The organism is Eubacterium sp. AF17-7 (assembly GCF_003461285.1).
GTDB lineage: Bacteria > Bacillota > Clostridia > Lachnospirales > Lachnospiraceae > Eubacterium_U > Eubacterium_U album.
Genome location: NZ_QTWU01000002.1, coordinates 105,455 through 131,277, shown reverse-complemented (window position 1 = coordinate 131,277; position 25,823 = coordinate 105,455). Strand labels below are relative to the sequence as shown.

Annotated in this window: 19 protein-coding genes, 2 tRNA genes and 1 other RNA gene; 5 read left to right on the top strand and 17 right to left on the bottom strand. The window is 32.4% G+C overall.

Translation table 11 applies throughout. The annotated features are described in order from the left end of the window. Nucleotides 1–137 precede the first annotated feature (137 nt). Nucleotides 138–1,424, top strand: a complete 1,287-nt coding sequence (locus DWW96_RS03865; RefSeq protein ID WP_243003014.1) for a hemolysin family protein — start codon at nt 138–140, stop codon at nt 1,422–1,424. 37 nt (nt 1,425–1,461) lie between these two features. Here DWW96_RS03865 and DWW96_RS03860 read toward each other — a convergent pair whose 3' ends face one another. Next, nucleotides 1,462–2,292 (bottom strand): purine-nucleoside phosphorylase, encoded by an 831-nt coding sequence (locus DWW96_RS03860; RefSeq protein WP_117909220.1) that lies wholly within the window; start codon nt 2,290–2,292, stop codon nt 1,462–1,464. A 279-nt stretch (nt 2,293–2,571) separates the two neighbouring features. On the opposite strand from DWW96_RS03860, the gene pyrB reads away from it, so the two are divergent. Next, entirely contained in the window at nt 2,572–3,486 is a 915-nt protein-coding gene (gene pyrB, locus DWW96_RS03855) for an aspartate carbamoyltransferase (RefSeq protein ID WP_117909218.1), read from the top strand. Next, nucleotides 3,483–3,923, top strand: coding sequence for an aspartate carbamoyltransferase regulatory subunit (locus DWW96_RS03850; protein ID WP_117909216.1), 441 nt, complete (start codon nt 3,483–3,485; stop codon nt 3,921–3,923). Before pyrB ends, DWW96_RS03850 begins: the two co-directional genes overlap by 4 nt. 46 nt (nt 3,924–3,969) lie before the next feature. Here DWW96_RS03850 and rnpB read toward each other — a convergent pair. The 8 genes from rnpB to DWW96_RS03810 all read right to left on the bottom strand — a co-directional run bounded on the left by rnpB (nt 3,970) and on the right by DWW96_RS03810 (nt 13,118). Continuing rightward, an RNA gene (rnpB, locus tag DWW96_RS03845) (RNase P RNA component class A) lies at nt 3,970–4,318 on the bottom strand. A gap of 22 nt (nt 4,319–4,340) precedes the next feature. Then, entirely contained in the window at nt 4,341–5,996 is a 1,656-nt protein-coding gene (locus DWW96_RS03840) for a nucleoside kinase (RefSeq protein WP_117909214.1), read from the bottom strand. Beyond that, nucleotides 5,989–6,675, bottom strand: a complete 687-nt coding sequence (locus DWW96_RS03835) for a class I SAM-dependent methyltransferase (protein WP_022088124.1) — start codon at nt 6,673–6,675, stop codon at nt 5,989–5,991. Before DWW96_RS03835 ends, DWW96_RS03840 begins: the two co-directional genes overlap by 8 nt. Before the next feature lie 16 nt (nt 6,676–6,691). Next, nucleotides 6,692–8,452 carry a DNA primase gene (dnaG, locus tag DWW96_RS03830; protein ID WP_117909213.1) on the bottom strand — a complete coding sequence of 587 codons (1,761 nt, stop codon included), beginning with the start codon at nt 8,450–8,452 and terminating at the stop codon, nt 6,692–6,694. A 246-nt stretch (nt 8,453–8,698) separates the two neighbouring features. Beyond that, nucleotides 8,699–8,782 (bottom strand) — tRNA-Leu (locus DWW96_RS03825). Between the two features lie 178 nt (nt 8,783–8,960). Next, on the bottom strand, nt 8,961–9,974 hold the full coding sequence (locus tag DWW96_RS03820) for a right-handed parallel beta-helix repeat-containing protein (protein WP_117909211.1): 1,014 nt from the start codon (nt 9,972–9,974) through the stop codon (nt 8,961–8,963). Between the two features lie 519 nt (nt 9,975–10,493). Further along, nucleotides 10,494–10,578, bottom strand: a tRNA-Leu gene (locus DWW96_RS03815). 398 nt (nt 10,579–10,976) lie between these two features. Continuing rightward, entirely contained in the window at nt 10,977–13,118 is a 2,142-nt protein-coding gene (locus DWW96_RS03810; protein WP_117909208.1) for a Tex family protein, read from the bottom strand. Between the two features lie 260 nt (nt 13,119–13,378). Here DWW96_RS03810 and DWW96_RS03805 point away from each other — a divergent pair, with 260 nt between their 5' ends. After that, nucleotides 13,379–14,101, top strand: a complete 723-nt coding sequence (locus tag DWW96_RS03805; protein WP_117909206.1) for a phosphatase PAP2 family protein — start codon at nt 13,379–13,381, stop codon at nt 14,099–14,101. A gap of 111 nt (nt 14,102–14,212) precedes the next feature. Here DWW96_RS03805 and DWW96_RS03800 read toward each other — a convergent pair whose 3' ends face one another. Genes DWW96_RS03800 through DWW96_RS03790 form a run of 3 tightly spaced genes read right to left on the bottom strand, consistent with a single transcriptional unit; the run spans nt 14,213 to nt 16,791 of the window. After that, nucleotides 14,213–15,226, bottom strand: coding sequence for a glycosyltransferase family 2 protein (locus tag DWW96_RS03800; protein ID WP_022087841.1), 1,014 nt, complete (start codon nt 15,224–15,226; stop codon nt 14,213–14,215). Then, nucleotides 15,226–16,119 carry a type II CAAX endopeptidase family protein gene (locus DWW96_RS03795; protein ID WP_022087842.1) on the bottom strand — a complete coding sequence of 298 codons (894 nt, stop codon included), beginning with the start codon at nt 16,117–16,119 and terminating at the stop codon, nt 15,226–15,228. Before DWW96_RS03795 ends, DWW96_RS03800 begins: the two co-directional genes overlap by 1 nt. 15 nt (nt 16,120–16,134) lie before the next feature. Further along, nucleotides 16,135–16,791, bottom strand: a complete 657-nt coding sequence (locus DWW96_RS03790; protein WP_022087843.1) for an HAD-IA family hydrolase — start codon at nt 16,789–16,791, stop codon at nt 16,135–16,137. 258 nt (nt 16,792–17,049) lie between these two features. Here DWW96_RS03790 and DWW96_RS03785 point away from each other — a divergent pair, with 258 nt between their 5' ends. Further along, a complete protein-coding gene (locus tag DWW96_RS03785) occupies nt 17,050–17,403 on the top strand; it encodes a hypothetical protein (RefSeq protein ID WP_022087844.1) in 354 nt (117 codons plus the stop codon). An 87-nt stretch (nt 17,404–17,490) separates the two neighbouring features. On the opposite strand, the gene argS is transcribed toward DWW96_RS03785, so the two are convergent. From argS to DWW96_RS03760, 5 genes are all read right to left on the bottom strand, one after another. Continuing rightward, nucleotides 17,491–19,257, bottom strand: coding sequence for an arginine--tRNA ligase (gene argS, locus DWW96_RS03780; RefSeq protein ID WP_117909204.1), 1,767 nt, complete (start codon nt 19,255–19,257; stop codon nt 17,491–17,493). Next, on the bottom strand, nt 19,257–20,486 hold the full coding sequence (locus tag DWW96_RS03775) for a UDPGP type 1 family protein (protein ID WP_022087846.1): 1,230 nt from the start codon (nt 20,484–20,486) through the stop codon (nt 19,257–19,259). Before DWW96_RS03775 ends, argS begins: the two co-directional genes overlap by 1 nt. Before the next feature lie 89 nt (nt 20,487–20,575). Then, on the bottom strand, nt 20,576–21,418 hold the full coding sequence (locus DWW96_RS03770) for a serine/threonine-protein kinase (RefSeq protein ID WP_117909202.1): 843 nt from the start codon (nt 21,416–21,418) through the stop codon (nt 20,576–20,578). A 47-nt stretch (nt 21,419–21,465) separates the two neighbouring features. Then, a complete protein-coding gene (gene carB / locus DWW96_RS03765; RefSeq protein ID WP_022087848.1) occupies nt 21,466–24,666 on the bottom strand; it encodes a carbamoyl-phosphate synthase large subunit in 3,201 nt (1,066 codons plus the stop codon). After that, complete coding sequence (locus DWW96_RS03760; RefSeq protein WP_022087849.1) at nt 24,659–25,738, bottom strand: carbamoyl phosphate synthase small subunit; 1,080 nt, start codon at nt 25,736–25,738, stop codon at nt 24,659–24,661. Before DWW96_RS03760 ends, carB begins: the two co-directional genes overlap by 8 nt. Nucleotides 25,739–25,823 lie beyond the last annotated feature (85 nt).

Genomic DNA, 25,823 nt, shown 5'->3' with positions numbered 1-25,823 from the left:
GACTATTTGGAATACATTTTTATTTAAAAAGGAAAATATGTGCCATTCTTGACATCAAGTTTAGTATTTTGTACAATATCCTAAATGTACGCATAGAATTATGTACATAAATATTTATTTAATTAAGGAGTGATATTGTGGGACCCAGTGACATAGCTATGCTATGTGTATTATTAGTTTTAATTTTACTATCTGCATTTTTTTCATCTGCAGAAACGGCTTTAACAACAGTTAATAAGATGCGTATTCGTATGTTAGTTGATGATGGCAATAAACGTGCCCTTATCCTTGATAAAGTAATAAAGCATCAGTCAAAAATGCTTAGCACCGTTTTAATAGGAAACAACATAGTAAATATAGGTGCCTCTGCTATTTCCACTTTATTTGTACAAAATGTATTTGGAAATATATATGTAAGTATCGGCACGTTCGTTCTTACTTTTGTTGTATTGATTTTTGGTGAAATAATTCCAAAGACAGTTGCCGGTATTCATTCAGAAAATGTAGCACTTTCATACGCAAGAGTTATTTCAATTCTTATGTTTGTTTTAACTCCTATCATTTTTATAATTGATAATTTTTCAAAATTAATTTTAATGATATTACGTGTTGATACGTCATCAAAATCTTCTCATTTTACAGAAGATGAATTAAGAACAATTATGGATGTAAGTCAGGAAGAAGGAATCATCGAGTCCGAAGAATTAGACATGATTAACAATGTGTTTGATTTTGGTGACGCAAGAGCTAAAGACATCATGGTTCCAAAGGTTGACATATCAATGATAAGTACTACTACAACTTACGATGAATTGTTAGATTTAGTTAAACGTGATAAATTTACACGAATTCCTGTTTATAAAGACAGCACTGACAACATAATAGGTGTTATAAATATCAAAGATATGATTATTAATCATGTCACAAAAGATAATTTCAAACTTGAAGAATTAATGCGTGAGCCTTATTATACTTACGCACAAAAAGAACTTAACAATCTTCTTATTGAAATGCGTGATAACGACACAAGTCTATGTATTGTCCTTGATGAATATGGTTTAGCTGAAGGGTTGATTACACTTGAAGATATTATCGAAGAGATTGTTGGTGAAATACGAGACGAATTTGATGAAGACGAAAAACGTGTCATTAGAAAAATAAATGAAAATCAATATATCGTTGAAGGTTCTATCAACCTTGATGATTTAAACGATCAGTTAGGGTTAGATATTGATTCTGAGCATTACGAGTCAATTGGCGGGCTCATAATCGAAAACCTTGAGCGTCTTCCTGATATTGGCGACAGTGTTACTATTGGTAACTGCACATTAAAAGTAGAAAAAATGGATGATAAACGTATCGACTCTGTTCGAATTACAATACATCCTATAAAGAAAGATAACCCTGATGAACAGGAGCAATAAAAAAGTGCCGGGATTTAATCTCCCGGCATTTTCTATTCTATATAATTCCCTTTAAGAGTGTTTCAAAATCTTTAGCCACTTTAGAAGCTACTTCTTTAACCTCTTCATCATTTAATTCCTTATCTGACAAGCCTGCTGCTTTATTTGTTATGCAACTTATACCACACACTTTTATTTGAAGGTAATTTGCAACCATTGCTTCAACTGCTGTACTCATTCCAACTGCATCTGCTCCAAGCTTTTTATACATTTGTATTTCTGCAGGAGTTTCATAATTAGGTCCGGTAGTCTGCAAATAAACACCTTCTTTTAATTCAATATTCTCTCTATCCGCTACGCTTCTAATTACCTGTTGCAATTTTTTATTATATACGCATGACATATCAGGAAATCTTAGGCCAAATCTTTCATCATTTTTTCCAATTAAAGGTGACGGAACAAATGAAGTAATGTGATCTGTAATCATCATAAGATTTCCTACTTCAAAGTTGTCTCCTATACCGCCTGCAGCATTTGTAAGTATTATTTTTTTAGTTCCCATTAATTTCATAAAATATATTGGAGTCACTACTTCTTTCATGCTATATCCTTCATAATAATGAATTCTTCCCTCCATTACTATTACCGCCTTATTATTTATATAGCCAAAAAGCATCCTTCCCTTATGTCCTGTATTTGTCGTTATAGGGAAACCTTCTATCTCACTATACTTAATGCTCTTTACATCTTCTATATTATTAGCGAACCCACCTAATCCTGAGCCTAAAATTATGGCTGTTATTTCTTCATTTTTGCAAAATTCTTTTAATGATAGTTTTTCTTTTACCTGTGTACACATTTTTTCTATTGTTTCATAAAATAATTCCATAATATACACCATCCTTCTAAATTAAATAACTACTAAATTATCTCAATCACTATTTTTATCAATTACATCTATTATAAAGACTCAAATTCATTTTTATATTTAAAGGAAATCAGATTTAATTATATCACATTTTCGTTTTTTCACGAACTTTTCCACTAGTTTTTTTTTAACTTTAAAATCTTTTCTATTTTTCTGTATATTTTTGCACTTTTTTACTTGAATATTTTGTCTTATTACCTTATCATATTGTGTAGAAAAAAATTGGATAAGGAGGAACTTATGCGACATTTAATTAGTCCTCTGGATTTTTCTGTAGAAGAGCTTGACGATTTACTTGATCTTGCATCTGACATTGAAAAGAACCCAGACAAATATAAAGAAGCCTGCAAAGGTAAAAAAATCGCAACTTTATTCTATGAACCAAGTACAAGAACACGTCTTAGTTTTGAGGCTGCCATGATTAACTTAGGTGGCAGTGTTTTAGGATTTTCTTCAGCTGATTCAAGTTCAGCCTCCAAAGGAGAAAGTGTTTCTGATACTATTCGAATTATTTCATGTTACGCTGATATTTGTGCAATGCGTCATCCTAAAGAAGGTGCTCCTTTAGTTGCAGCATCTAAATCATCTATTCCCGTAATCAACGCAGGTGATGGCGGACATCAGCATCCAACTCAGACTCTCACAGATTTAATGACAATAAGATCCTTAAAAGGACGTTTAAACAATCTCACAATCGGTCTTTGTGGTGACTTAAAATTCGGACGAACAGTTCATTCACTTATAAATGCACTTTTAAGATATGAAAATATATCATTTGTTCTTATCTCACCACCGGAATTACGAGTTCCAGAATATATAAGAGAAAACTTAACAAAAGCCGGTGCACCTTTTAAAGAAGTGACAAAACTTGAAGATGTTATGAGTGACTTAGATATTTTATACATGACACGTGTACAAAAGGAACGTTTCTTTAACGAAGAAGACTATATTAGAATGAAAGACAGTTATATTTTAGATAAAAGAAAAATGAAACTTGCAAAAGATGATATGCTCGTACTTCATCCACTTCCTCGTGTAAATGAAATATCTGTTGAGGTAGATGACGACCCACGTGCTGTATATTTTAAGCAGGTTCAATACGGAGTTTACGTTCGTATGGCTCTTATTCTCACACTTTTGGAGGTGAAAATATGATAAATGTAGACCAGATTAACAATGGATTTGTATTAGACCACATTCAGGCAGGTCGTGCAATGGCAATCTACAAATACCTTGGATTAGACAAATTAGATTATCAGGTTGCCATTATAAAAAATGCACGTAGTGCTGTTATGGGTAAAAAAGATATAATTAAAGTCGAAGGTCCTTTAGACATTGTTGATTTTGATGTTTTAGGATTTATCGACCACAATATAACAGTAAATATTATAAAAGACGGTGTTTTAACAGATAAAAAAGAATTAAATTTACCTGATTCAATCACAAATGTTCTTCACTGTAAAAACCCTCGTTGCATTACTTCTATCGAGCAGGAATTAAAACACATATTTATATTAACTGATAAAGAAAAAGGATTGTACAGTTGTAAATACTGTGAAGAAAAGCAGGGAATTCTTTGGGAAAAATTATAATCTATGCAAATTAAAAAATCAGCCGGGTTGGCTGATTTTTTTTATATTAATGAGTAGGACTGTAAGCCGGGTTATGTCATGAATGGTCATCTATCTAGACATATTGTTACCAATATGTTCAAGCGACCTACCCGAAAGCAAGCGGGCCACTTTATGCTTTCTGTTCAGTCTTGCTTCGAATGGGGTTTACAATGCCCTTTCTGTTACCAAAAAGGCGGTAGTCTCTTACACTGCCCTTTCACCCTTACCGGAGAATATCCGGCGGTCTGCTCTCTGTTGCACTTTCCTGGGAGTCACCTCCACCGGCCGTTAGCCGGCATCCTGCCCTATGAAGCCCGGACTTTCCTCGTCTGCGTCCTTTCGGCAATAGCATCCGCGACCATTTATCCTACTCACAAATAACTACAATATCATAAATCATACTTTAAAGCAACTTCCACCTGTAAATTCCCTAAGCAAAGAATTGTTTGGAACATTCTCATTTGAAGTTCCAACAACATAATCTAAAAACTTAAGAAGTCTTTTTGCTTCTAAATATTCTTCTGCATCTTTTGGCACACTAAACAATGCCGGTTCAGCATACTGCTTAAGTACCGCAAGTTCATAAACTAACGCTGAATTAAATATCGCATCTGCACATTCCTGATATGGGAAAATATTATTTTCCTCTCCTCTTCTTACGCGGTGCCACATTTCTATAGTTGCTGCAGCAGATGTGCCTCTTGTTCTTGCATCCCTTACAATTCTTCTTATAAGACGTAAATCCGTTGTAGGAATTCTATTATGTTCATCTACATTAAGTGGTGTAAGTGCACTTACATAAATTTTAAATTTAGATTCATTTGGCAATGAATATGACATCTTATCATTAAGGCAATGAATTCCTTCTATAACAAGAATATCGTCATCATTAAGTTTCAAATAATCTTTGTGATACTCTCTTTTTCCTGTAACGAAATTAAATTCAGGCATTTCAACCTTTTCACCTTTTAAAAGTCGCTCCATAATCTCGTTAAACAACTTTACATCTAAAGCTTCAATCACTTCATAATCTAACTTTCCATCTTCATCTACCGGAGTATCTTCTCTATTTTTAAAGAAGTTATCAACCGGAATTGGATGTGGCTTTAATCCCTGTGCCATAAGCTGAATTGATAATCTATGTGAAAATGAAGTCTTGCCTGAGGATGAAGGACCTGCTATCATAACAAATTTAACACCCTGTCTATTCGCTATTTCTGTCGCAATGTCAGCAATTTTCTTTTCCTGCAAAGCTTCCTGAACAAGCATAATATTTCCGATTGTTCCATTTGTTATTTTGTCATTTACGGCTCCAATTGTAGGAACCCCCATCATCTCTCCCCACTGTGTAGCTTCCTTTAATACTTCAAATACCTTTTCCTGTGGTTTAAATTCAGGCACCTTATCAGGCTCTTCTTTTGTAGGCATCTGAAGCACAAAACCATTGTCATATTGTATTAATTTAAAATATTTAAGTACTCCTGTTGAATATGTCATATATCCATAATAGTAATCATCGAATCCACCCATATGATATACATTTACACGGGATGATCTTCTGTACTTAAATAAATTTTCCTTGTCATACATTCCAAGTTCTCCGAAAAGCTTAATTGCTTCATCTGTCGACAAGGATTCCTTTGTTATAAGAACATCTTTTTCAACTAAGCCTCTCATTTCAGCTTCAACACTATCAAGCAATTTCTGCGTAACTGTAACTTTTCCATAAATTCGACAAAAATATCCTTTACTTACAGAATACTGTACTGATATTTTGTCTATGTTCTCACCGTCACACACTTTGTAAAATGCTTTTATCATTAAAAATGTCATAGAACGTCTGTAACAGTCATTACCAATCTTAGTATCCGTTGTAATAAACTTAACTTCACAGTCCTCATCAACTTTCTTTGATAATTCACACAAAACTCCATCGCATTCTGCTAAAACAATATCATTTGAATACTGATTTTTAAAATCTTTAGCAATTTCATACAATGTTGTCTTACTTGTATATTCTTTTTCCATAGAACCTACTTTGACTTTAACCATTCAAACCCCTTGCCTTTCTGTTTAACTTGCGTAACCGGCGAATTTCAATGTTTCGTCCTATTACGCTGTCATTACAATCCAAAACATCTAAAATCTGTGTGTATTTTTCATATTCTTTATCAAGGAACTCCTTAAATACATCACTTTGTTTTTCAATCAAACATCTTCCATAAATTAATTCTTCCGGTGAATATTTGTTCTGTTCTCTTCCCGGAACCACCTTCATAATTGTATAATATTTGCCATTATCTTTAACCATTGTTTCATCAATAATTTTCCAATTATTCTCCATCATGTTCTTTCTAACAAAATCCTTATCAGAATGAGGTGATAAAATCATCTCTTTAAGCGTTCCGATAACCGGAGAATTTTTTATAATGTCAATCATAAGTTCTCCACCCATTCCTGCGATAACAACTGACTGAACCATGCCCGGCTCAAGTTTTTCCATTCCATTTGACTGAATTGCTTTAATCTTATCCTGCAATTCTTCCATATGGATATTTTCTGTCGCCCTATCAATTGGGCCCTTATTAATATCCATTGCATATGCTTTCGGTGAGATTTTGTTCTTAGTTAAATAAATTGGAATATATCCATGATCTGTTCCTATGTCTGCCACCACATATCCCGGTGTAACCATGTCTGCAACTGCCTGTAGTCTTTTTGATAATGTCATTTGTACAACTCCTGATTTAATTTAATGTAATGTGTATTTTTCCAAGCTGTGCTTTAGCCTGAATTATATTCTGCATCTCAGAAATATCTGTTGCATTTTTTGCCCTGTCATCAAGGCTTTTCTTTTTTATAAGAATCACTGCATCATTAACTGCTTTTTCCTTTTCCTGCATAGTCAGATTTTGATTTATAAGTGGCGAATTAAACAATGCTGCCACTTTCTTATGCTCATCCTCATCTTGGAAATTGTCAATTATTTTTGCAGGATTTGCTTCATTTTCTTCCATCTGTGCCCAAAAAATGCCTGCCACTCTTTTATAAAAATCATCAGAAAAATCTGAAGGCGAAACATACTTTGCAACACTTTCGAAAATATTTTTTTCTTCAATAAGCCAGGTTAACAAAATCTGCTGTGCAAGCACTACTGCCTCTTCCTTTTCTTTATTTCCTGACTTAATTGTTTCTTTTTCTTCTCTTTGTTTCTTTCCAATGTAATTAAGACCTTTCTTCTTGACAAGCTGTCTTAATCCATCTAACGGAATATTAAAAGTTCTGCATACTGATTCAAGATAGTTATTTCTTTCTATCTCATCTTCAAATTCCAAAAGCATATCTGCTACTTTATTATGAAATTCTGTCTTTTCAGATGGATCATCTAAATTATATTCGTTCATAAGTGTTCCAACCTGAAATATAAAATAATTAGTAGCCTTCTCTATTCTTTCTTCATACGCTTCAGGTCCTAATGCCTTAATAAACTCATCAGGGTCTTTATAAGGCTTCATGCTTAATACTTTGATTGAAAGTCCGGCTTCTCTTAAAATAGGTATGGCTCTTAAAGCCGCTTTGATTCCCGCTCCATCGCTGTCAAATGTAAGGACAACCTCTTTTGCATATCTCTTAATAAGCGACGCATGGCCTGAAGTAAATGATGTTCCAAGTGCAGCTACCGCATTATTAAATCCTGCCTGATGAAGAGATATAACATCCATATATCCCTCACAGATAAGTAAATAATCCTTTCTGCTTGTTCTTGCAATATTAAGTCCATATAAATTACGGCTTTTATCAAAAACCTTTGTTTCAGGAGAATTTAAGTATTTAGGCTTACCATCACCCATAACTCTTCCACCAAAGGCAATAACTTTATTATTTACATCCATAATAGGAAACATTACCCTGTTCCAGAATTTATCATGAACGCCCTTTTCTTCAAATGTAAATAATCCTGTTTCCTTTAAAATGTCATCCTTATATCCTTTGCTTTTCATATATTTATATAATGAATCACTGTATTTATCAGAATATCCAAGTCCAAAACCTGTAATTGTGTTATCTGACAATTCTCTTCCACGCAAATAATGATATGCCAAAGCACCTTTTTCGGATTTAAGCATATAATAATAAAATTTCGCTGCCAAAGTGTTTATTGTTAATATTTGAGATCTTTTATCTGCATTCTCCTTTTCTTCCTTTGACCTGGTAACCTGTGGCAATTCTATTCCTGCTCTGAAAGCTAACATCTGAACTGCTTCTATGAAAGAGTAGTTTTCATATTTCATTACAAATGAAATAACATTTCCTCCTTCACCACATCCGAAACAATAATACATTTGTTTTCCCGGAGAAACAGAAAAAGACGGTGATTTTTCATTATGAAATGGACAAAGTCCAAAATAATTAGCACCTTTCTTCTGTAATTTAACATATTCACTTATCACATCTACTATGTCATTTTGATTTCTTACTTCTTCTATTATTTCATCAGGATAAAACATATTGTTCCTCCACTCATATTAATAAGCATTGCCTCTCCATTTGGTTGGCGGTCATTAGTTAAAAGCATTCATTAGAAACGAACTTCGTTTATTTTGTTAATTTCTATAATTACTAACTGATATTATACAACAAAATCAGCTATGTATCAGATATTTTTTTACAACTTTTTTCATTATAACGATTAAAAATACCATTTCAAAAATTGAAATGGTATTTTTAATCGTTATAATTTTAATCAAAACAAATGCAGTCGATGGGACTTGAACCCACACTTTCTTGCGAAAACATGAACCTGAATCATGCGCGTATACCAATTCCGCCACGACTGCAAAAAGCCTCTTATTTGCTTAACTTTCTTAATTTTCATCCTATATATTACTATCATATTATGCCGGAAATAGCAAGCATTTTTGCAAATAAGAGAGATGGATTATTTATCATAATTCATTTGAACTTTCCCTAATGCTAAATACATATATTTATACTCTGAATCTACTCAATAACCTTTTAATTATTCTTTATTTTTATATTCTTTGTTTCCCTTTGCCTTATGCTCTCATCATAACTGTTTATTTTATTATTTCTTATATTACAATTTGCCCATGCTAAACAATTTATTCCATAACTTTTTGCTTTTTTAATATTACAGTCTTCTATGGTGATGTTTTTATGATAAACAATTCCACCATTATCGCTATATCTATGAGTTCCAATTGCTACTATTACATTATTAAATTTACATTTTTTAATTAAAACTTTAACATTAGGGGTTTGATCGTTTTTAGCCCATATTTTCGAAAAGCCATCCGTAGAATCGTCAGGTGTGTCTATATTAATTGCCTCTCTGTTTTTATTATATCCTTCTGCATTTCTAAATGTGCAATTAAGTATTTTCACATTCTTACTTGCATCTAATTCAATAAAATGACATTCGTTCAGATTTTCAAATGTAATTCCTTTTATAGTAATATTCTGATTATGACACATTGTTACTGCAACAGACTGGTATACGCTATTAGTATTAATAGTAACTTTACCTTTTCCAATCATACTTGAGTCATGTACTCCATTATATTCTTTGCTCCAATTTTTCTTATCATATTTTGCGGCAGGCACAAATTCAAATAAGGTTACTCCTGCATGGAATTTCTTAGTATGTGTATCTGTTGTTTTATTAATTACAACACCATCTTCAAATACAATTTTGACATTTGACGGAATACAAAGTGTATTTGTAATATTATATGTTCCTTTTTTTACAATTAATTTTCCTCCTCCTGACACCTCAAGTTTTTCAAGATATGAGCGGAACAAATACCAATCTCTTGTATATTTATTCACATAATCAGAACCATATGTAGAATATAAGTGTGAACCTACGTCAATCAATTTGCTTTTCTTTGATATTGTATATACTTTATTTTCTTTTTTTGCGGCCATTACATTATTTTGTGCAAATATTGTAAAAAAGCTCATCATTACAATTAACGTTACATAAATTATCTTTTTACTCATCTTCATAAAATCCTCCAATTCTCGAATCCGCTTCGCTTCTTCTCAGTGATTATACATTCGCCAAATACTTTCAGTTTTTTTTTGCAAGCAAAAAACTAATTGCTTTACTTTTTTATTTTTGTTATGCACATGGCTTCACCATGTATAACACTTCGAATCCGCTTCGCTCCTTCTCAGTGATTATACATTCGCCAAATACTTTCAGTTTTTTTTGCAAGCAAAAAACTAATTGCTTTACTTTTTTTTATTTTTGTTATGCACATGGCTTCACCATGTATAACACTTCGAATCCGCTTCGCTCCTTCTCAGTGATTATACATTCGCCAAATACTTTCAGTTTTTTTTGCAAGCAAAAAACTGAAAGTATTTGGCTCATTGTGCATAACAAAAAAACACCTCTTAGGGTGTTTATCATTTAAAATAAATATACAAATTTAGTTTTATAGTTTTTCAAACTTTATTTAATATTTTATCTAATAAATATGTACCACCCCAAATATATACCTTATTTTAAGGTATAAAAAATGCGGAAGATGGGACTTGAACCCACACGACTGCAATAGCCACAAGATCCTTAGTCTTGCTCGTCTGCCAGTTCCGACACTTCCGCTTACATCTTGCTTTCGCTTGACGCAAGAAAAATATTATCACAATACGTCACGTCTGTCAACATTTTTTTAATAATTTAAATAAAAGCTACTAATCATTAAAAGATAAATCATATCCCGTATTATATATTTCATAAAAAGCTTCTCCTGCAGGAGCAAGAACTGTATCATAAGTACGGGCAACTTTTAAATTGCCTGGGACAAAAATAAAAAATTAAGTCCGCAGGCAAATCATTTCAAAAACTTCGCAGTCGATTGGTTTAAAGATGTTTAATGATATCAGTTTTAAAAGATCTAAGCCCACATAAATTTGCTCATAAACGGGCAAAAGTTCTTGGTGTCCGCCCCAATATGAGCATCAAAGTAAATCTTAGGCTTTTGTATCCAAAATCATTTATTTTTAAATATTCTTCATTGTAAGTTGAATACGCTTTTTGCTCTTGTCAACACTTAACACTTTAACATCAACTATGTCACCAACACTCACTACTTCAAGTGGGTGTTTTATATATTTATCACTAAGTTCAGATATATGTACAAGTCCATCCTGATGAACCCCTATATCTACAAATGCACCAAAGTCAATTACATTTCTAACTGTTCCCTTAAGAATCATTCCTTCTTTTAAGTCATCAAAGTCTAAAACGTCACTCTTTAATACAGGCTTTGGCATTTCATCTCTAGGATCTCTTCCCGGCTTTTCTATTTCCTTAACTATATCCATCAATGTAATTTCATCTGTTCCTATTTCATCTGCAATTTTCTTATTATCTGTAATCTTTTTCTGCAAATCTTTAATTCCTAAAGCTATATCTTTTTCAGAATAATCAAATAATTTAAGCAAAGCCTTTGCTGCTTTATAGCTTTCAGGATGAACACTTGTATTATCTAAAGGCTCTTTTCCATCTCTAATACGCAAAAATCCTGCACATTGCTCAAATGCTTTTGGTCCAAGTTTAGCAACCTTAAGTAAATCTTTTCTACTGTTAAAAATGCCATTTTCTTCTCTATACTCGACAATATTTTTCGCAAGTGTTTTGTTAATTCCTGAAACATACTGTAGCAATGGAGCAGATGCAGTATTTAAGTCTACTCCCACACTATTTACACAATCTTCGACTACACCTGAAAGTGTTGTTTCTAATTTTTTCTGATTCATATCATGCTGATATTGACCTACACCAATAGCCTTAGGTTCAATTTTAACTAATTCAGCCAATGGATCCTGTAATCTTCTCGCCATAGATGTAGCACTTCTTTGTCCAACATCAAAATTAGGGAATTCCTCAGTTGCAAGTTTGCTTGCAGAATATACTGAAGCCCCGGCTTCATTAACAATAATATATTGAACTTTTCTTTTGGATTCTTTTATAATATCCACAATTACAGCTTCTGATTCTCTAGAGGCTGTTCCATTACCAAGCGAAATTAAATCAACATTATATTTGTCTATCAGGCCAAGAATTATTTTCTTCGATTCTTCTATTTTATTTTGCGGTGCTGTTGGAAAAATTACAGTTGTATATAATACTTTTCCTGTAGGATCAACAATTGCAATTTTACAGCCTGTTCTAAACGCAGGATCCCATCCTAAAACTGTCTTTCCAATAATCGGAGGTTGCATTAATAATTGTTTTAAATTCTGTCCAAATACTTTAATTGCCCCATCCTCTGCTTTTTCAGTAAGTAAATTTCTGATTTCTCTTTCGATTGCAGGCTGAATAAGTCGTTTAAAACTGTCCTGTACAGCATCTTTAATTATATCAGAAGTATTTTGGTTATCTCTAATTATAGTTGTTTTTACTAATGCATTTATTATTGCTTCTTCCGGCATTTCAACTGTAACATTTAATATTTTTTCTTTTTCACCACGATTAATCGCCAAAATTCTATGTCCGGGAATCTTTGCTACTGATTCACTATATTCATAGTAATTATCATAAACCGTCTTTTCTTCTTTATTTTTTGCCTCTGAAGCAATCATTCCCTGTTTTAGAACTAATTTTCTTATTGCATTTCTATATTCAGCATTATCAGAAATCATTTCAGCAATTATATCTTTTGCACCCTGAATAGCCTGTTCAACGTTTTCAACTCCTTTTTCAGGATTAACAAAAGCTTCTGCTTCTTTCGTTATCTGTTTTTTAGTCATTTGAAGCATAATTATATTTGCTAAAGGTTCTAAGCCTTTTTCTTTAGCATCTGTTGCTCTTGTTCTTCTTTTTGGTCTGTATGGACGATATAAATCATCTACTGCAACAATAGTTTGTGCATCCATGATTTTTTTCTTTAATTCATCTGTTAATTTTCCTTGTTCTTCAATTGAAGCTAATACTGTTTCTTTCTTTTCTTCTAAGTTTCTTAAATATTTTAATCTTTCATCTAAAGTTCTTAACTGTTCATCATTAAGTTCTCCTGTTACAGGTTTTCTGTATCTCGCAATAAAAGGGATTGTATTTCCTTCATCAATAAGTTTTACAGCAGCTTCTACCTGCCATTCTTTAACATTTAATTCCTGTGCTATTGTCAAATTAATATTCATATCTTTTCCTTTCATCTCATTTTAATAAGGACCCTATTATAATAGCACTATTTAAGATGTATTTGTAACTTTTTTATTCATATATCTACTTTAACTATTTCTCGTTTTCCATTAAATCATACTTCAGTTCTTAATAATTATTTCTAAATTTAAAACTTATTCTTAAAATTATATTAATTAGGTATACTTTTACATTTTTTGATGTTATACTTCTCATTAATGTGAATTCATTTCACTAAAACACAACATAAGGAGTTCTTATGAAAAAGAGAATCAGAAGCTTTTTTCATAAGTACAAACATTTATGGCCTCTATTATATTTTTTCATATATATGCCATGGTTTATCATATTAGAAAATAACGTAACTGATAATTATCATATAATGCATTGTTTTATGGATGATATTATTCCATTTAACGAATTATTTATTATTCCATATCTGTTATGGTTTCTATATTTACCGGCAATTTTCGTTTTTTTGTTTTATCACTCAACAAACGAATTTTATAGACTTTGTGCTTATGAATTTACCGGCATGACAATATGTCTGCTTATATACACAATTTTTCCTAATGGTCACGATTTACGTATTGACTCCGGAATCAGAGATAACATATTTATTAATTTAGTTAACTTTATATACAATAACGATACACCTACAAATGTATGTCCAAGCATTCATGTTTTTGCAACTTTATCAGCCCAGATTTGTCTGATAAAAAGTCCTCACATGAAAGAATTAAAATCAAGAAAACGTATTAAATGGTTTACATCCGTCTTGGCAGTACTTATATGTCTTTCTACTGTATTTTTAAAACAACATTCATTTATCGATTTAGTATGTGGTATATTACTTTCACTCACTTTATACCTTGTTGTATTTAAAGTATGGTTCAAAAATGTTAAATTTAATGCTCCTTACGTAAAAGACCCACACAAACACGAAGTATTATACTTCTTAAATAAATACAATAAAAAATGATACGAAAACCTAATTGGAATTCGTATCATTTTTTTATTCTATGCCATTAAAATTCTAATAATTTCAAATAGCTTGTGCGTTTATTAATATAAACCACTAACACTTTTACATTTAATTAAAGCCATAAAGTTTCTGAGCAATCTTATATCCTGCCTTTGAAACTTTTCTTCCGGCTTTACCTTTTAAATTCATTGTTCTTCCAAGTGCTGAATATCTTACCTTTTTATATAATACGGGATTGCTTTCTTTTAGATCATCCCATAATTTCTGTTTATCCTTTAATCTTTCATCGCTTCCTTCAAGAATTGATAATATTGAAGAAATACACATCATCATATCAAAATAATGAACCATTACATTGTCTAAGTTCTTATTATTTACTAATGAGTCATTATATACATCAAGCATTATCTTTGTAACTCTATACTGCTGGTCAATTCTCTTAATCATAATATCCTGCTGAACTGACTGATCATCTCTTCCTATAAAATATTTGTACAATACTACATCAAGATAATATATATTCTTTACATATGGCAATGGCTGGAACACATAAATATTATCAACATAAAATGTGTGCTTTGGAAGTACCATACCACTTTCTCTAAGTACTTTTGTTCTATATATTACTGAGTGCATAAGCAAATACTGGCTTTTACCAAATTTAACATCATCCCATGTAAACATTTTACCTACAGGCATAGACCTCTTATATCTCATTACCTTTTTATGTTTCTGACCTACTTTATCATATAAAAAGTCTGTGATAAGCATATCTAACCCTGCATCTTCTTCAACCATTTTTTCAAGTAGATCAAGAACCTGCTTTAAAGCATTCTTTCCAAGACAGTCATCACTGTCAACTACTTTAAAATATAATCCTGTTGCATTTTTAATTCCTGTATTTACAGCTTCTCCATGTCCACCATTTTCCTGATGAACAACTTTTACAATATCAGGAAATTTTCTTTGATATTTGTTTGCTATTTCTAAGGTATTATCCTTTGAGCCATCGTCAACTATTATTAACTCTACTCTGTCTCCCCCTGTTAAAATGCTTCTGATTGTTTTTTCCATGTATTCTGCTGAATTATAACATGGAACAGCTACTGATAATAATTTCATTACTTAATCTCCTTTATCTCATTTGGTATAACTGTTTTGTATATAATTATTCCTATAATTAAAGCTAAAATTCCAAATACTATTGCCATTTGCAAATATGATGCAGTAAGCTGTACTGTATTATATTGTGACGCGGCACTCGTATCCAAACCTGTTTCATTTGCAATTATTGATACAATTGTACTTACAGAATTAGCTGTAACATGTAAAATTATTGGAGCTATAATACTTTTATATCTTTCATAAACATAAACCGCCGCAAGGCCAACTAAAAACGCATACGGACCTTGCACAAAATTCATATGAATTATTCCAAAAATTATTGATGAAATAATTGCTGCTAAAACAGGCGGACATATTCTTTTAAATCTGTTATATACAACTCCTCTATGCATAAATTCTTCTGATATCGGAGCAATAATTGCTGTTGTAATAATAAGCATAAAATAACTACTGTTATTTAATATTTCTTTAGTATTATCATATGTTCCAACCATATTTTCAGGCATATATAGCGTTAAGATACTTACTAAAGCATTTGCAAACATCATAAAAAAATATGCAAACGGAATTACAAGTAAATACTTAGTCCATTTAACTTTGTCATATTTTACATAAATTCCTTTTAATTTATCTTTTACTATATCGCTATACATAAAATAAGCCATTATAATAATACATATAATATCCGTTAAAAGTGTAATTTCCATCGCATGTAAATTAATCTTATTTACTCTATCACTATATTGCGATATTCCTGTGTATTTAGAATTTGCACTCATTACACTTAGCGTTATCATTAAAATATTCTGAATTACTATTGCTGTTCCCTGAAAAAACAGTATAGGATAAATTCCTCTCCATAAATTCCTTGCTGTTACTTTTTCTTTCATGCCATCCTCAATTCATCAACTTAATAAATATTCCTCTAATTCTTTAGCAGAATCAACAATCGCTATCGCTCCATGTTCAAGCATTTCTTTACTATTGCCAAAACCATATGATACACCTATTGTATCCAAGCCGACTTTCTTTGCTCCATCAACATCAAAGCATGTATCACCAATCATTACAGCATTATCATTATTTATGTGTAAACCGGATTCTTCAATTAAGACATTAAGAACCGCTTCTTTACTTTGTCTGTTTCCCTTGGTTTCTGCACCCATCACGTAATCAAAATACTCATATATTTCTAAATATTTAAGTACTTCTATTGCCATTTCGAGAGGTTTAGAAGTTGCAATAGCCAACTTCTTTCCTGCTTTTTTTAAAGAACTTAACATTTCTTTTGTACCTGGATAAATAGTTGTTTCATATATTCCTATCGGAAGATATCTTTCTCTATATACCTCTTTTAAATGAGCTGCCTCTTCAACCGTCATTCCGTAACTTCTCACAAACTCATCAATAAGCGGAGGCCCAATGAAATGTTCTAGCGAATCTAAATTTTCCTCTTCTATTCCTACACTCTTTAAAGCATACTGCACTGATTTAGTAATTCCTTCTTTTGAATTACTTAATGTACCATCTAAGTCGAATATCATTATATTATATTTACTCATATGTGTATGACCTTTCTGTGTTTTTTATCTATTATTTATTGCACACATACAACTTACTATATATTTCTTAATTCAAATATATTCTTTCTACACTTCTATATTTATATTCATTAATTACTTCTATAAACACATTCTATCAGCAATAAAAAGAATATTTGCCATTCCTCTTTGTGGATTATACCATAAATCGCTCTTGTTTTACATATGTTTTTGTTTTATAATAATTAAGATAAAATTAAATTTGTGAGGTACATATTAATGAGTCAGCAGAAGGTAGACAATCGCAAGAAAGAGAAATACAACCGTAAGGCAGCACCTAAAAAAGCTCAGATAAAAACAATCTTGGGGTATGTGGCAATCGCATTAATCGGAATTGCCATTTTAGTATATTTAGGATATTCAATCGCTGTTTCTACAGGTATGTACACTCCACCTGAAACAACTACTACATATGCCAGTGAAGTTTCAGCTTCTGATTTGCGTAAGCAGTTGATTGAAGCAGGCGACAGCAATGTAAAAGACATTTCAGATGAAGAAACATCTACACAGGAAGCTACAACAACAGCTTCAGAAGATGAATCTACTACTGTAGAAGAAACTACAGCTGAATAATTATAATTTATTAAATTATTCTCTAAAAAATCCGGTAGAATTTAACTACCGGATTTTTTTAATATAAATAATAATTAAATTTTATGATTACATACGTTCAGGTGCATCTATTGCAAGTAAATCAATACACTGTTCTAATACTTTCTTTGTCAATGTCAATAAATTGATATAACTCTTCTGTTTATCAGCATTTTCTTCATTCATAATATTATTTTCATGATAAAATCTGTTGAACGCATTTGCAACTTCATAAATATAAGCACATACTCTGTGTGGTGCTAATTCATTATAACTTGCCTCCATTACATCATTAAACTGTGTAAGGACTAATTTTAAGCTTCTTTCACTTTCACTTCCAAAGTCAACAATCTTTCCATTTGCAGAAAGTTCATTTCCCTGTTCAGCATATTTCTTTAAAATTGACTTGATACGTACAATTGTATATAAAATATATGGTCCTGTATTTCCTTCAAATGAAGTAAATCTGTCAATATCAAATACATAATCTTTTGTTGCCTGATTTGATAAATCACCGTATTTAATTGCTGCAAGTCCTATAATCTTTGATATTTCTCTTGCTTCTTCCTCAGATATGTCTCTATTTTCAAGGATTTTTTCATAAACCTTTTCACTTACGTCAGAAATAAGCATTTCCAATCTCATAACACCGCCATCTCTTGTCTTAAATGGCTTTCCGTCAGTTCCATTCATTGTACCAAATCCAATAAATGTAAGAGGTGTATCTTCACCAACAATTCCTGTCATTTTAGCTACTCTGAATACCTGAGTGAAATGTAATTCCTGACGTTTGTCTACAACATAAATTACATGTCCCGGATGGTAATCTTTTTCTCTTTCGATAAGAGTTGCTAAATCAGATGTTGCATACAATGCTGCTCCATCATGCTTTCTTACGATACATGGAGGAAGTTCCTTCTTGTCATCAGGTCTTGCAACATCTACAACTAAAGCTCCCTGACTTTCATGTGCAAATCCTCTTGCTACAAAATCATCAATCATATCAGGAATATATGGCTGAGCATCACTTTCACCCTTCCATAAATCAAATTCAACATTTAAATTTTTATAATTTTTCTTTAAATCAGCCTTTGACACATTCATAATATGTCTCCAAAGTGCCATATACGCTTTATTTCCCTGCTGTAATTTAGCCGTTGTATCCTGAGCTCTCTTCTTAAATTCTTCATCAACTTTACATTTACCACTACCTGTTGGATAAATATCTTCTAATTCATTAATAGAAAAGGGTGGTTCAGTTGGATATTCTCCTGTAAAGTTTTCATCAAAATAAGGCAAATCAGGCTGTCTGTCTCTTAACTCTTCTATAACCTGACCAATTGGGAGTCCCCAATCTCCAAGATGAACATCACCATATACAGTATCTCCCGCATATCTGCAAATTCTCTTTACACTTTCACCGATAATTGCCGGACGCAAATGTCCAACATGAAGAGGCTTTGCAACATTCGCTCCACCGTAATCTACTATAACTGTAATAGGTTCTTTCTTTTCATATCCTAATCTTTCATCATCATTCATGTTTGATACATATTTATCAATATAATCAGCACTAAGTTTAATGTTGATAAATCCGGGCATTACTGCCTCAATTAAATCAAATAACTTGTTGTCTTTTAATTGTTCAACTACATCGTTTGCAATCATAATCGGTGCTTTTTTGTAAAGTTTTGCACCTGCCATAGCACCATTACACTGATATTCGCATAAATCAGGTCTGTTAGAAATTCCAACTTTTCCTAATTTTTTGTCATATCCGCATTTTTCAAATGCATTTTCAAATTCACTTGTTAATACATCAAGAATTTTTTTCATTACAATGTCACTCCGTTTTCTTTTAATAATTCTCTGGCTGTGTCTACTGAATCAACGCCTGTTTTATTTTTAATTGGCGCAAATTCTTTATTTCTAACAACCTCATATGCCAAACAATCATCCATCATATGAATCATGTCTAGAACTAATGTTTCAAATTTGTATCCATTTTCAACTTCAGGTTTTACAATTTCGCCCTTAGCGTTTACATACGGAATCTTTTTCTTAACTATATGCACATTTAACTTATTATTCATAATCTCTTCTAATTTGTCAATTCTGAATAAATAATTTAAAATCACACCATCTTTATAAGCAAGTTCTCCCTGGTCGTCTTTCTGATATCTCATTTCATCTGACAATTCATAATATTCAACAATAGAAGGTTTTCCATCCTCATAGCATAACACTCCTACTCGTTCTTCAGGGTTTGCTTTCTTAACTACTTTTGCTGCTGAAGGATACTGATTCTTTATCATCGCTCCTACAAAGCATGGGTCTGCCATTCTTTGACATACATTATCAACAGCGAAAATATTTATGTATTCAACTCCCTGTTTCTTTGCTTTTTCACAAAGACCTGCTTTAACCATAGATATAAACCATCCACCATTTCCGTTTGGAGAAGTTGATACCTTTCCTTTTTCTTCAAGATAAATCTTTCCGTCAAATGTAGATGCAGGTGCCATTTCCTGAACAAAGAAATCAACGTAATCTTTATCATATCCAAAATAATTCATGTCCTTAAAAAATTTAACAGTATCATCATTATTTTTTTCACTTGTCATTACATATAAAGGAATCCATGTTCCTGTCTGATTAACTACATCCATAAGATTTCGTACAATCATCTCGAAAATATAAACATCTTTTGTAATGCCGATATTATACATTCCTTTAGGTTTATCTGAACCTAATCTTGTACCCTGACCTCCTGCAAGTAAAAGTGCTGCAACTTTTCCCTGTCTGATAGCATCTATACCAACATTAGTATATTCTTCTCTATTTCTTTCAATATCTGCAACGGACAAACCACCCTTTAACGGTGTAATAACACCTTTCTTTTTTTCTTCATTCTGATGATTTATTAAATCAAGTATCGAGAAGTCAATTTTTTCTATCTGCTTTAACAAATTTTCTTTTTCCTCATCATTTAATTCATCATAAAAATCAAGCAACTGTTCCTGCCCTACATTTTTTAACTTTGAATAAATTTCATCATAGCTCATACCTTTTACCTCCGACGTATTTTGAAATATAATCTGATTATGTATTCATTCTTTTAATAAGTACCACATTTTTTTATTATAACTTAATTTTATATTTTTTTCGTTATTTTTTTTATAATTGGATAAATTAATTTTCGAATCATTGATTTTCTGCATCTTTTCAAGTCACAAATCACATCAATAGTGCTTTGATATCTTTCTTTTGGTCTTACTTTTGTACACTTACTTATTATTTTTGCAAATGAACGTGAAATTAATGCACTATCAACTTTTCCATTATAACTTCGTCCTGTCAGCAAATAAAACATGGTCGTTCCAACAGCATAAATATCTGAACGAATATCAGTATTATAAATTCCCATCCCTTTGCTATTTCCAAACTGCTCCGGTGATGCAAATCCTTTTGTTCCATATGCATATTTGTCCGCAATCAGTTCTCTGTTATATCTTTTAGCAATTCCAAAATCAATCAATTTAATTTTACCATCATCAGATAAAATAATATTGGAAGGCTTCAAATCTCTATATACAATAGGTGGTTCAATAGAATGTAAATAATACAATCCGCTACACACCTGTTCCATAACAGACAATAGTTGCTCCTCAGATAACGCTCCTTTAGTGTCAACTACTTCTTTAAGATTTATGCCTTCCACATATTCCATAACAAGGAAGAATCTTGAATCCTCCATAAATAAATTATAGATTTTTGGAAGTACCGGGTGGGTGGTATATTTGAGAACATTTAATTCCCGCTCTATATTATCAATCAATTGATTTCTATCATTTGGATTAGACGAAATATACCTTTTAATGGCATACTTTCGTCCGTTTTTTATATCCCTTGCAAGAAAAACTTCCCCTGCTCCACCTTTTCCGATATTTTCCAAAACAAGATATCTTCCATTAATAATTAAATTTTCTTTATCCATACGCACGCTCCTTTTTGAGTGTGCATCTCTCCAAAAAGCTAAATAGCTTATTCTATTGTTGCAATATCAACTAAAGATAAATCATTCTTTGCATCACTTTCTAAGCTTGTAAGTAATGCATCAACTGTATCCAAACTTGTAAAGCAGTTTACACCTGTTTCGATTGATGTTCTTCTAATTAAGAAACCATCTCTGTTCTTATCTCTACCCTGTGTTGGAGTATCAATAACAATATCAATCTTATGTTCAAGTAATAAATCCATTACAGTTGGTGCTTCCTGATGAATCTTGTTAACTTTAATTGCATCAACACCATTTTTTCTTAAAACATCTGCTGTACTTCTTGTAGCATAAACTTCATATCCAAGTTTTTCAAATCTCTGTGCAAGTGGAACAACTTCCTGCTTGTCAGCATCCTTAACTGAAATAATAATCTTTTTATGCTTTGGAAGAACAACTCCTGCTCCAAGGAAAGCTTTATAAAGTGCTTCATTAAATGTCTTTGCAATACCAAGGCATTCACCTGTTGACTTCATTTCCGGTCCAAGGCTTGTTTCAGCACCACGAATTTTTTCAAATGAGAATACAGGCATCTTAATTGCAATATAATCTGCATTAGGCTGTAATCCCGGCTTATAACCCATTTCTTTAAGAGTATGTCCAATAATACACTTTGTTGCAAGCTTAACAATTGGAATACCTGTAACCTTACTAATATAAGGTACTGTTCTTGATGATCGTGGGTTAACTTCAATTACATAAACTTTACCATCACAAACGATAAACTGGATATTAATCATACCCTTTACGTGAAGTGAACGTGCAAGTTTTTCTGTGTAATCTTCAATTGTATCAATTATATCTTTTGAAAGTGAGTATGCAGGATATACTGAAATACTATCTCCTGAATGAACTCCGGCTCTTTCAATGTGTTCCATTACACCAGGGATTAAAATATCTTCACCATCACATACGGCATCAACTTCTACTTCTGTTCCCTGTAAATATTTATCTACTAAAATTGGATGATCCTGTGCAATTCTGTTGATGATTTCCATAAATTCTTCTACTTCTTCATCACATGTTGCAATCTGCATTCCCTGACCACCAAGTACGTATGATGGTCTTACAAGTACTGGATATCCTAATTTATTAGCTACTTTTTTTGCTTCCTCAGCAGTAAATACTGTTCCACCTGTTGGTCTTGGAATACCACACTTTTCAAGAATTTCATCAAATAATTCTCTGTCTTCTGCAGCATCTACATCTTCTGCTTTAGTTCCAAGGATAGGAACTCCCATCTTCATAAGAGACTCTGTAAGTTTGATAGCTGTCTGACCACCAAACTGAACAACTGCTCCGTCTGGTTTTTCGATGTTTACAATGTTTTCAACATCTTCCGGTGTCAATGGTTCAAAATAAAGCTTATCAGCTATATCAAAGTCTGTTGATACTGTTTCAGGGTTATTATTTACAATAATTGTCTCGTATCCTTCTTCTTTAAATGCCCATGTACAATGTACAGAACAGAAGTCGAATTCAATACCCTGACCAATTCTTATAGGACCTGAACCAAGTACAAGAACCTTCTTTGGAGGGTTTGTTTCTACTGATTCATTTTCTCCACCATATACTGAATAATAGTAAGGTGTTGCTGCTTCAAATTCTGCAGCACAAGTATCAACCATCTTGTAAGCAGCTACTATATCGTTATCATAACGCATCTGCTTAATTTCTTCTTCTGACTTACCTGTCAATCTACTGATAACTGTATCAGGGAATTCGATTCTCTTTGCTGCCTTTAACAATTCAGGTGTTAAAGGTTCACTCTTAAGAGCATTTTCCATTTCAACAATTATAGCGATTTTATCAATAAACCACTTATCAATCTTTGTAATATCATGAATGTGGTCATAACTTATGCCTCTTCTAAGTGCTTCTGCAATAACCCAAATTCTTCTGTCATCTACTACATGAAGCTGATCTTCTAACTGATCATCTGTAAGTTCTGAGAAGTTGTAATCCATAAGACATTCAACATGCTGCTCTAATGAACGGATTGCCTTCATTAAAGCACCTTCAAAGTTATTACAGATACTCATTACCTCACCGGTAGCCTTCATCTGTGTTGTAAGTTTTCTGCTGGCTGTAATAAATTTATCAAATGGAAGTCTTGGAATCTTAACTACACAATAGTCAAGTGTTGGTTCAAAACTTGCATATGTTTTCTGTGTAATTGCATTCTTAATTTCATCAAGTGTATAACCTAACGCAATCTTTGCTGCAACTTTTGCAATAGGATAACCTGTAGCCTTTGAAGCTAAAGCTGATGAACGGCTTACACGAGGGTTAACTTCGATTACACAATATTCAAAACTTTCAGGGTGAAGAGCGTACTGAACGTTACATCCACCTGTAATGTTTAATTCGTTAATAATATTTAAAGCTGATGTACGAAGCATCTGATGCTCTTTATCACCTAATGTCTGTGATGGAGCAACTACAATACTATCACCTGTATGAACGCCTACAGGGTCAATATTTTCCATATTACATACTGTAATACAGTTTCCTTCGCTATCACGCATTACTTCGTATTCTACTTCTTTCCATCCGGCAATACATCTTTCAACAAGAACCTGTCCTACACGGCTAAGTCTTAATCCATTTTCAAGGATTTCTACTAATTCAGTCTGATTATGTGCGATACCACCACCGCTTCCACCTAATGTGTAAGCAGGACGAAGTACTACAGGATAACCAATCTTTTTAGTAAACGCAATACCATCTTCTACATTTTCAACTACTAATGAAGGTGCACATGGTTCACCGATTTTTTCCATTGTTTCTTTAAATTCAAGACGGTCTTCTGCCTTTTTAATAGTTTCAGAAGTTGTACCTATTAAACGGCATCCATGTTCCTCTAAGAATCCTGTTTCAGCAATTTCCATTGCAAGGTTAAGTCCTGCCTGACCACCAAGTGTTGGTAAAATGCTATCCGGTTTTTCTTTTTCGATAATTTTCTTTAACACCGGAACTGTTAAAGGTTCAATATAAACTTCATCAGCGATATCTTTATCTGTCATAATTGTAGCAGGGTTAGAGTTAACCAAAACTACTTCAAGTCCTTCTTCTTTTAAAGAACGACATGCCTGTGTTCCTGCATAGTCAAATTCTGCAGCCTGTCCAATAACAATAGGACCTGATCCAATAACTAATACTTTTTTAATATTCGGGTTCTTAGGCATTCTTCTTCACCTCCATCATTTTAATAAATTCATCAAACAGAAGATTTGAGTCCTGTGGTCCAGGGCAAGCTTCCGGATGGAACTGAACAGTAAAAATGCTCTTATTATTATATCTTAAACCTTCTACTGTTTTATCATTTACATTTACAAACGCTACTCTGGCAATATCTTTATTAACTGTATCGCCATCTACCATGTATCCATGGTTCTGTGATGAAATATAAACATGACCACTTTCTAAATCTTTAACCGGATGATTTCCACCTCTGTGACCATATTTCATCTTCTTAGTATCAGCACCTGTTGCAAGTGCCATCAACTGATGTCCTAAACAAATTGCAAAAATCGGGATATCTGTATCGTACAATTTTTTAATCTGTTCTATCTGATATACACACTCTTTAGGATCACCGGGACCATTTGATAACATTATTCCATCAGGATTAGATGCAATAATTTCTTCAGCCGGTGTATCACAAGGATAAATTGTAACATCGCATCCTCTGTCATTTAATGACTTTCCAATATTGTTCTTAGCGCCAATATCAAGTAATGCTACCTTAAATCCTTCTCCTTTAAGATTACTCTTTTCTTTACAACTTACTTTCTTAACAACGCCTGAAACTGTGTATTCCTTTATTTTAGGAAGAATTTCATCTAAGTTATAATTTTCATTAGTTGTAATCATTCCATTCATTGTTCCCTTTTCACGAAGAATCTTTGTAAGTGCTCTTGTATCAATACCTGCTATACCAGGGATATCATTTTCTTCAAGGAAGTTTTGAATTGTATCATCACTTCTGAAATTGCTAGGCATTCTGCTTAATTCGTTAACAATATAAGCATCCGGCCATGGCTTCAATGATTCCATATCTTCATGGCAAATACCATAATTACCAATTAACGGGTATGTCATAACTACTGCCTGTCCGGCATAAGATGGGTCTGTTAATACTTCTAAATAGCCCCACATTGACGTATTAAATACGATTTCACTAATTACTTCTCTTGTAGATCCAATAGATGTACCTTTAAAGACGGTACCGTCTTCTAAGATTAGAAATGCGTTCATAAATGTGTATTCCTTTCATATGCTCAAATTGTAAAGATTATACCAAATAATTCGATATAATTCAACATAATATACAACTATTTTT

What these genes read in the sequence shown, in the direction of transcription:
- DWW96_RS03860 (WP_117909220.1), bottom strand. Translation starts at nt 2,292, where the DNA reads ATGGAATTATTTTATGAAACAATAGAAAAAATGTGTACACAGGTAAAA.
- pyrB (WP_117909218.1), top strand. Translation starts at nt 2,572, where the DNA reads ATGCGACATTTAATTAGTCCTCTGGATTTTTCTGTAGAAGAGCTTGAC.
- DWW96_RS03850 (WP_117909216.1), top strand. Translation starts at nt 3,483, where the DNA reads ATGATAAATGTAGACCAGATTAACAATGGATTTGTATTAGACCACATT.
- DWW96_RS03840 (WP_117909214.1), bottom strand. Translation starts at nt 5,996, where the DNA reads ATGGTTAAAGTCAAAGTAGGTTCTATGGAAAAAGAATATACAAGTAAG.
- DWW96_RS03835 (WP_022088124.1), bottom strand. Translation starts at nt 6,675, where the DNA reads ATGACATTATCAAAAAGACTACAGGCAGTTGCAGACATGGTTACACCG.
- dnaG (WP_117909213.1), bottom strand. Translation starts at nt 8,452, where the DNA reads ATGTTTTATCCTGATGAAATAATAGAAGAAGTAAGAAATCAAAATGAC.
- DWW96_RS03820 (WP_117909211.1), bottom strand. Translation starts at nt 9,974, where the DNA reads ATGAAGATGAGTAAAAAGATAATTTATGTAACGTTAATTGTAATGATG.
- DWW96_RS03810 (WP_117909208.1), bottom strand. Translation starts at nt 13,118, where the DNA reads ATGAATATTAATTTGACAATAGCACAGGAATTAAATGTTAAAGAATGG.
- DWW96_RS03805 (WP_117909206.1), top strand. Translation starts at nt 13,379, where the DNA reads ATGAAAAAGAGAATCAGAAGCTTTTTTCATAAGTACAAACATTTATGG.
- DWW96_RS03800 (WP_022087841.1), bottom strand. Translation starts at nt 15,226, where the DNA reads ATGAAATTATTATCAGTAGCTGTTCCATGTTATAATTCAGCAGAATAC.
- DWW96_RS03795 (WP_022087842.1), bottom strand. Translation starts at nt 16,119, where the DNA reads ATGAAAGAAAAAGTAACAGCAAGGAATTTATGGAGAGGAATTTATCCT.
- DWW96_RS03790 (WP_022087843.1), bottom strand. Translation starts at nt 16,791, where the DNA reads ATGAGTAAATATAATATAATGATATTCGACTTAGATGGTACATTAAGT.
- DWW96_RS03785 (WP_022087844.1), top strand. Translation starts at nt 17,050, where the DNA reads ATGAGTCAGCAGAAGGTAGACAATCGCAAGAAAGAGAAATACAACCGT.
- argS (WP_117909204.1), bottom strand. Translation starts at nt 19,257, where the DNA reads ATGAAAAAAATTCTTGATGTATTAACAAGTGAATTTGAAAATGCATTT.
- DWW96_RS03775 (WP_022087846.1), bottom strand. Translation starts at nt 20,486, where the DNA reads ATGAGCTATGATGAAATTTATTCAAAGTTAAAAAATGTAGGGCAGGAA.
- DWW96_RS03770 (WP_117909202.1), bottom strand. Translation starts at nt 21,418, where the DNA reads ATGGATAAAGAAAATTTAATTATTAATGGAAGATATCTTGTTTTGGAA.
- carB (WP_022087848.1), bottom strand. Translation starts at nt 24,666, where the DNA reads ATGCCTAAGAACCCGAATATTAAAAAAGTATTAGTTATTGGATCAGGT.
- DWW96_RS03760 (WP_022087849.1), bottom strand. Translation starts at nt 25,738, where the DNA reads ATGAACGCATTTCTAATCTTAGAAGACGGTACCGTCTTTAAAGGTACA.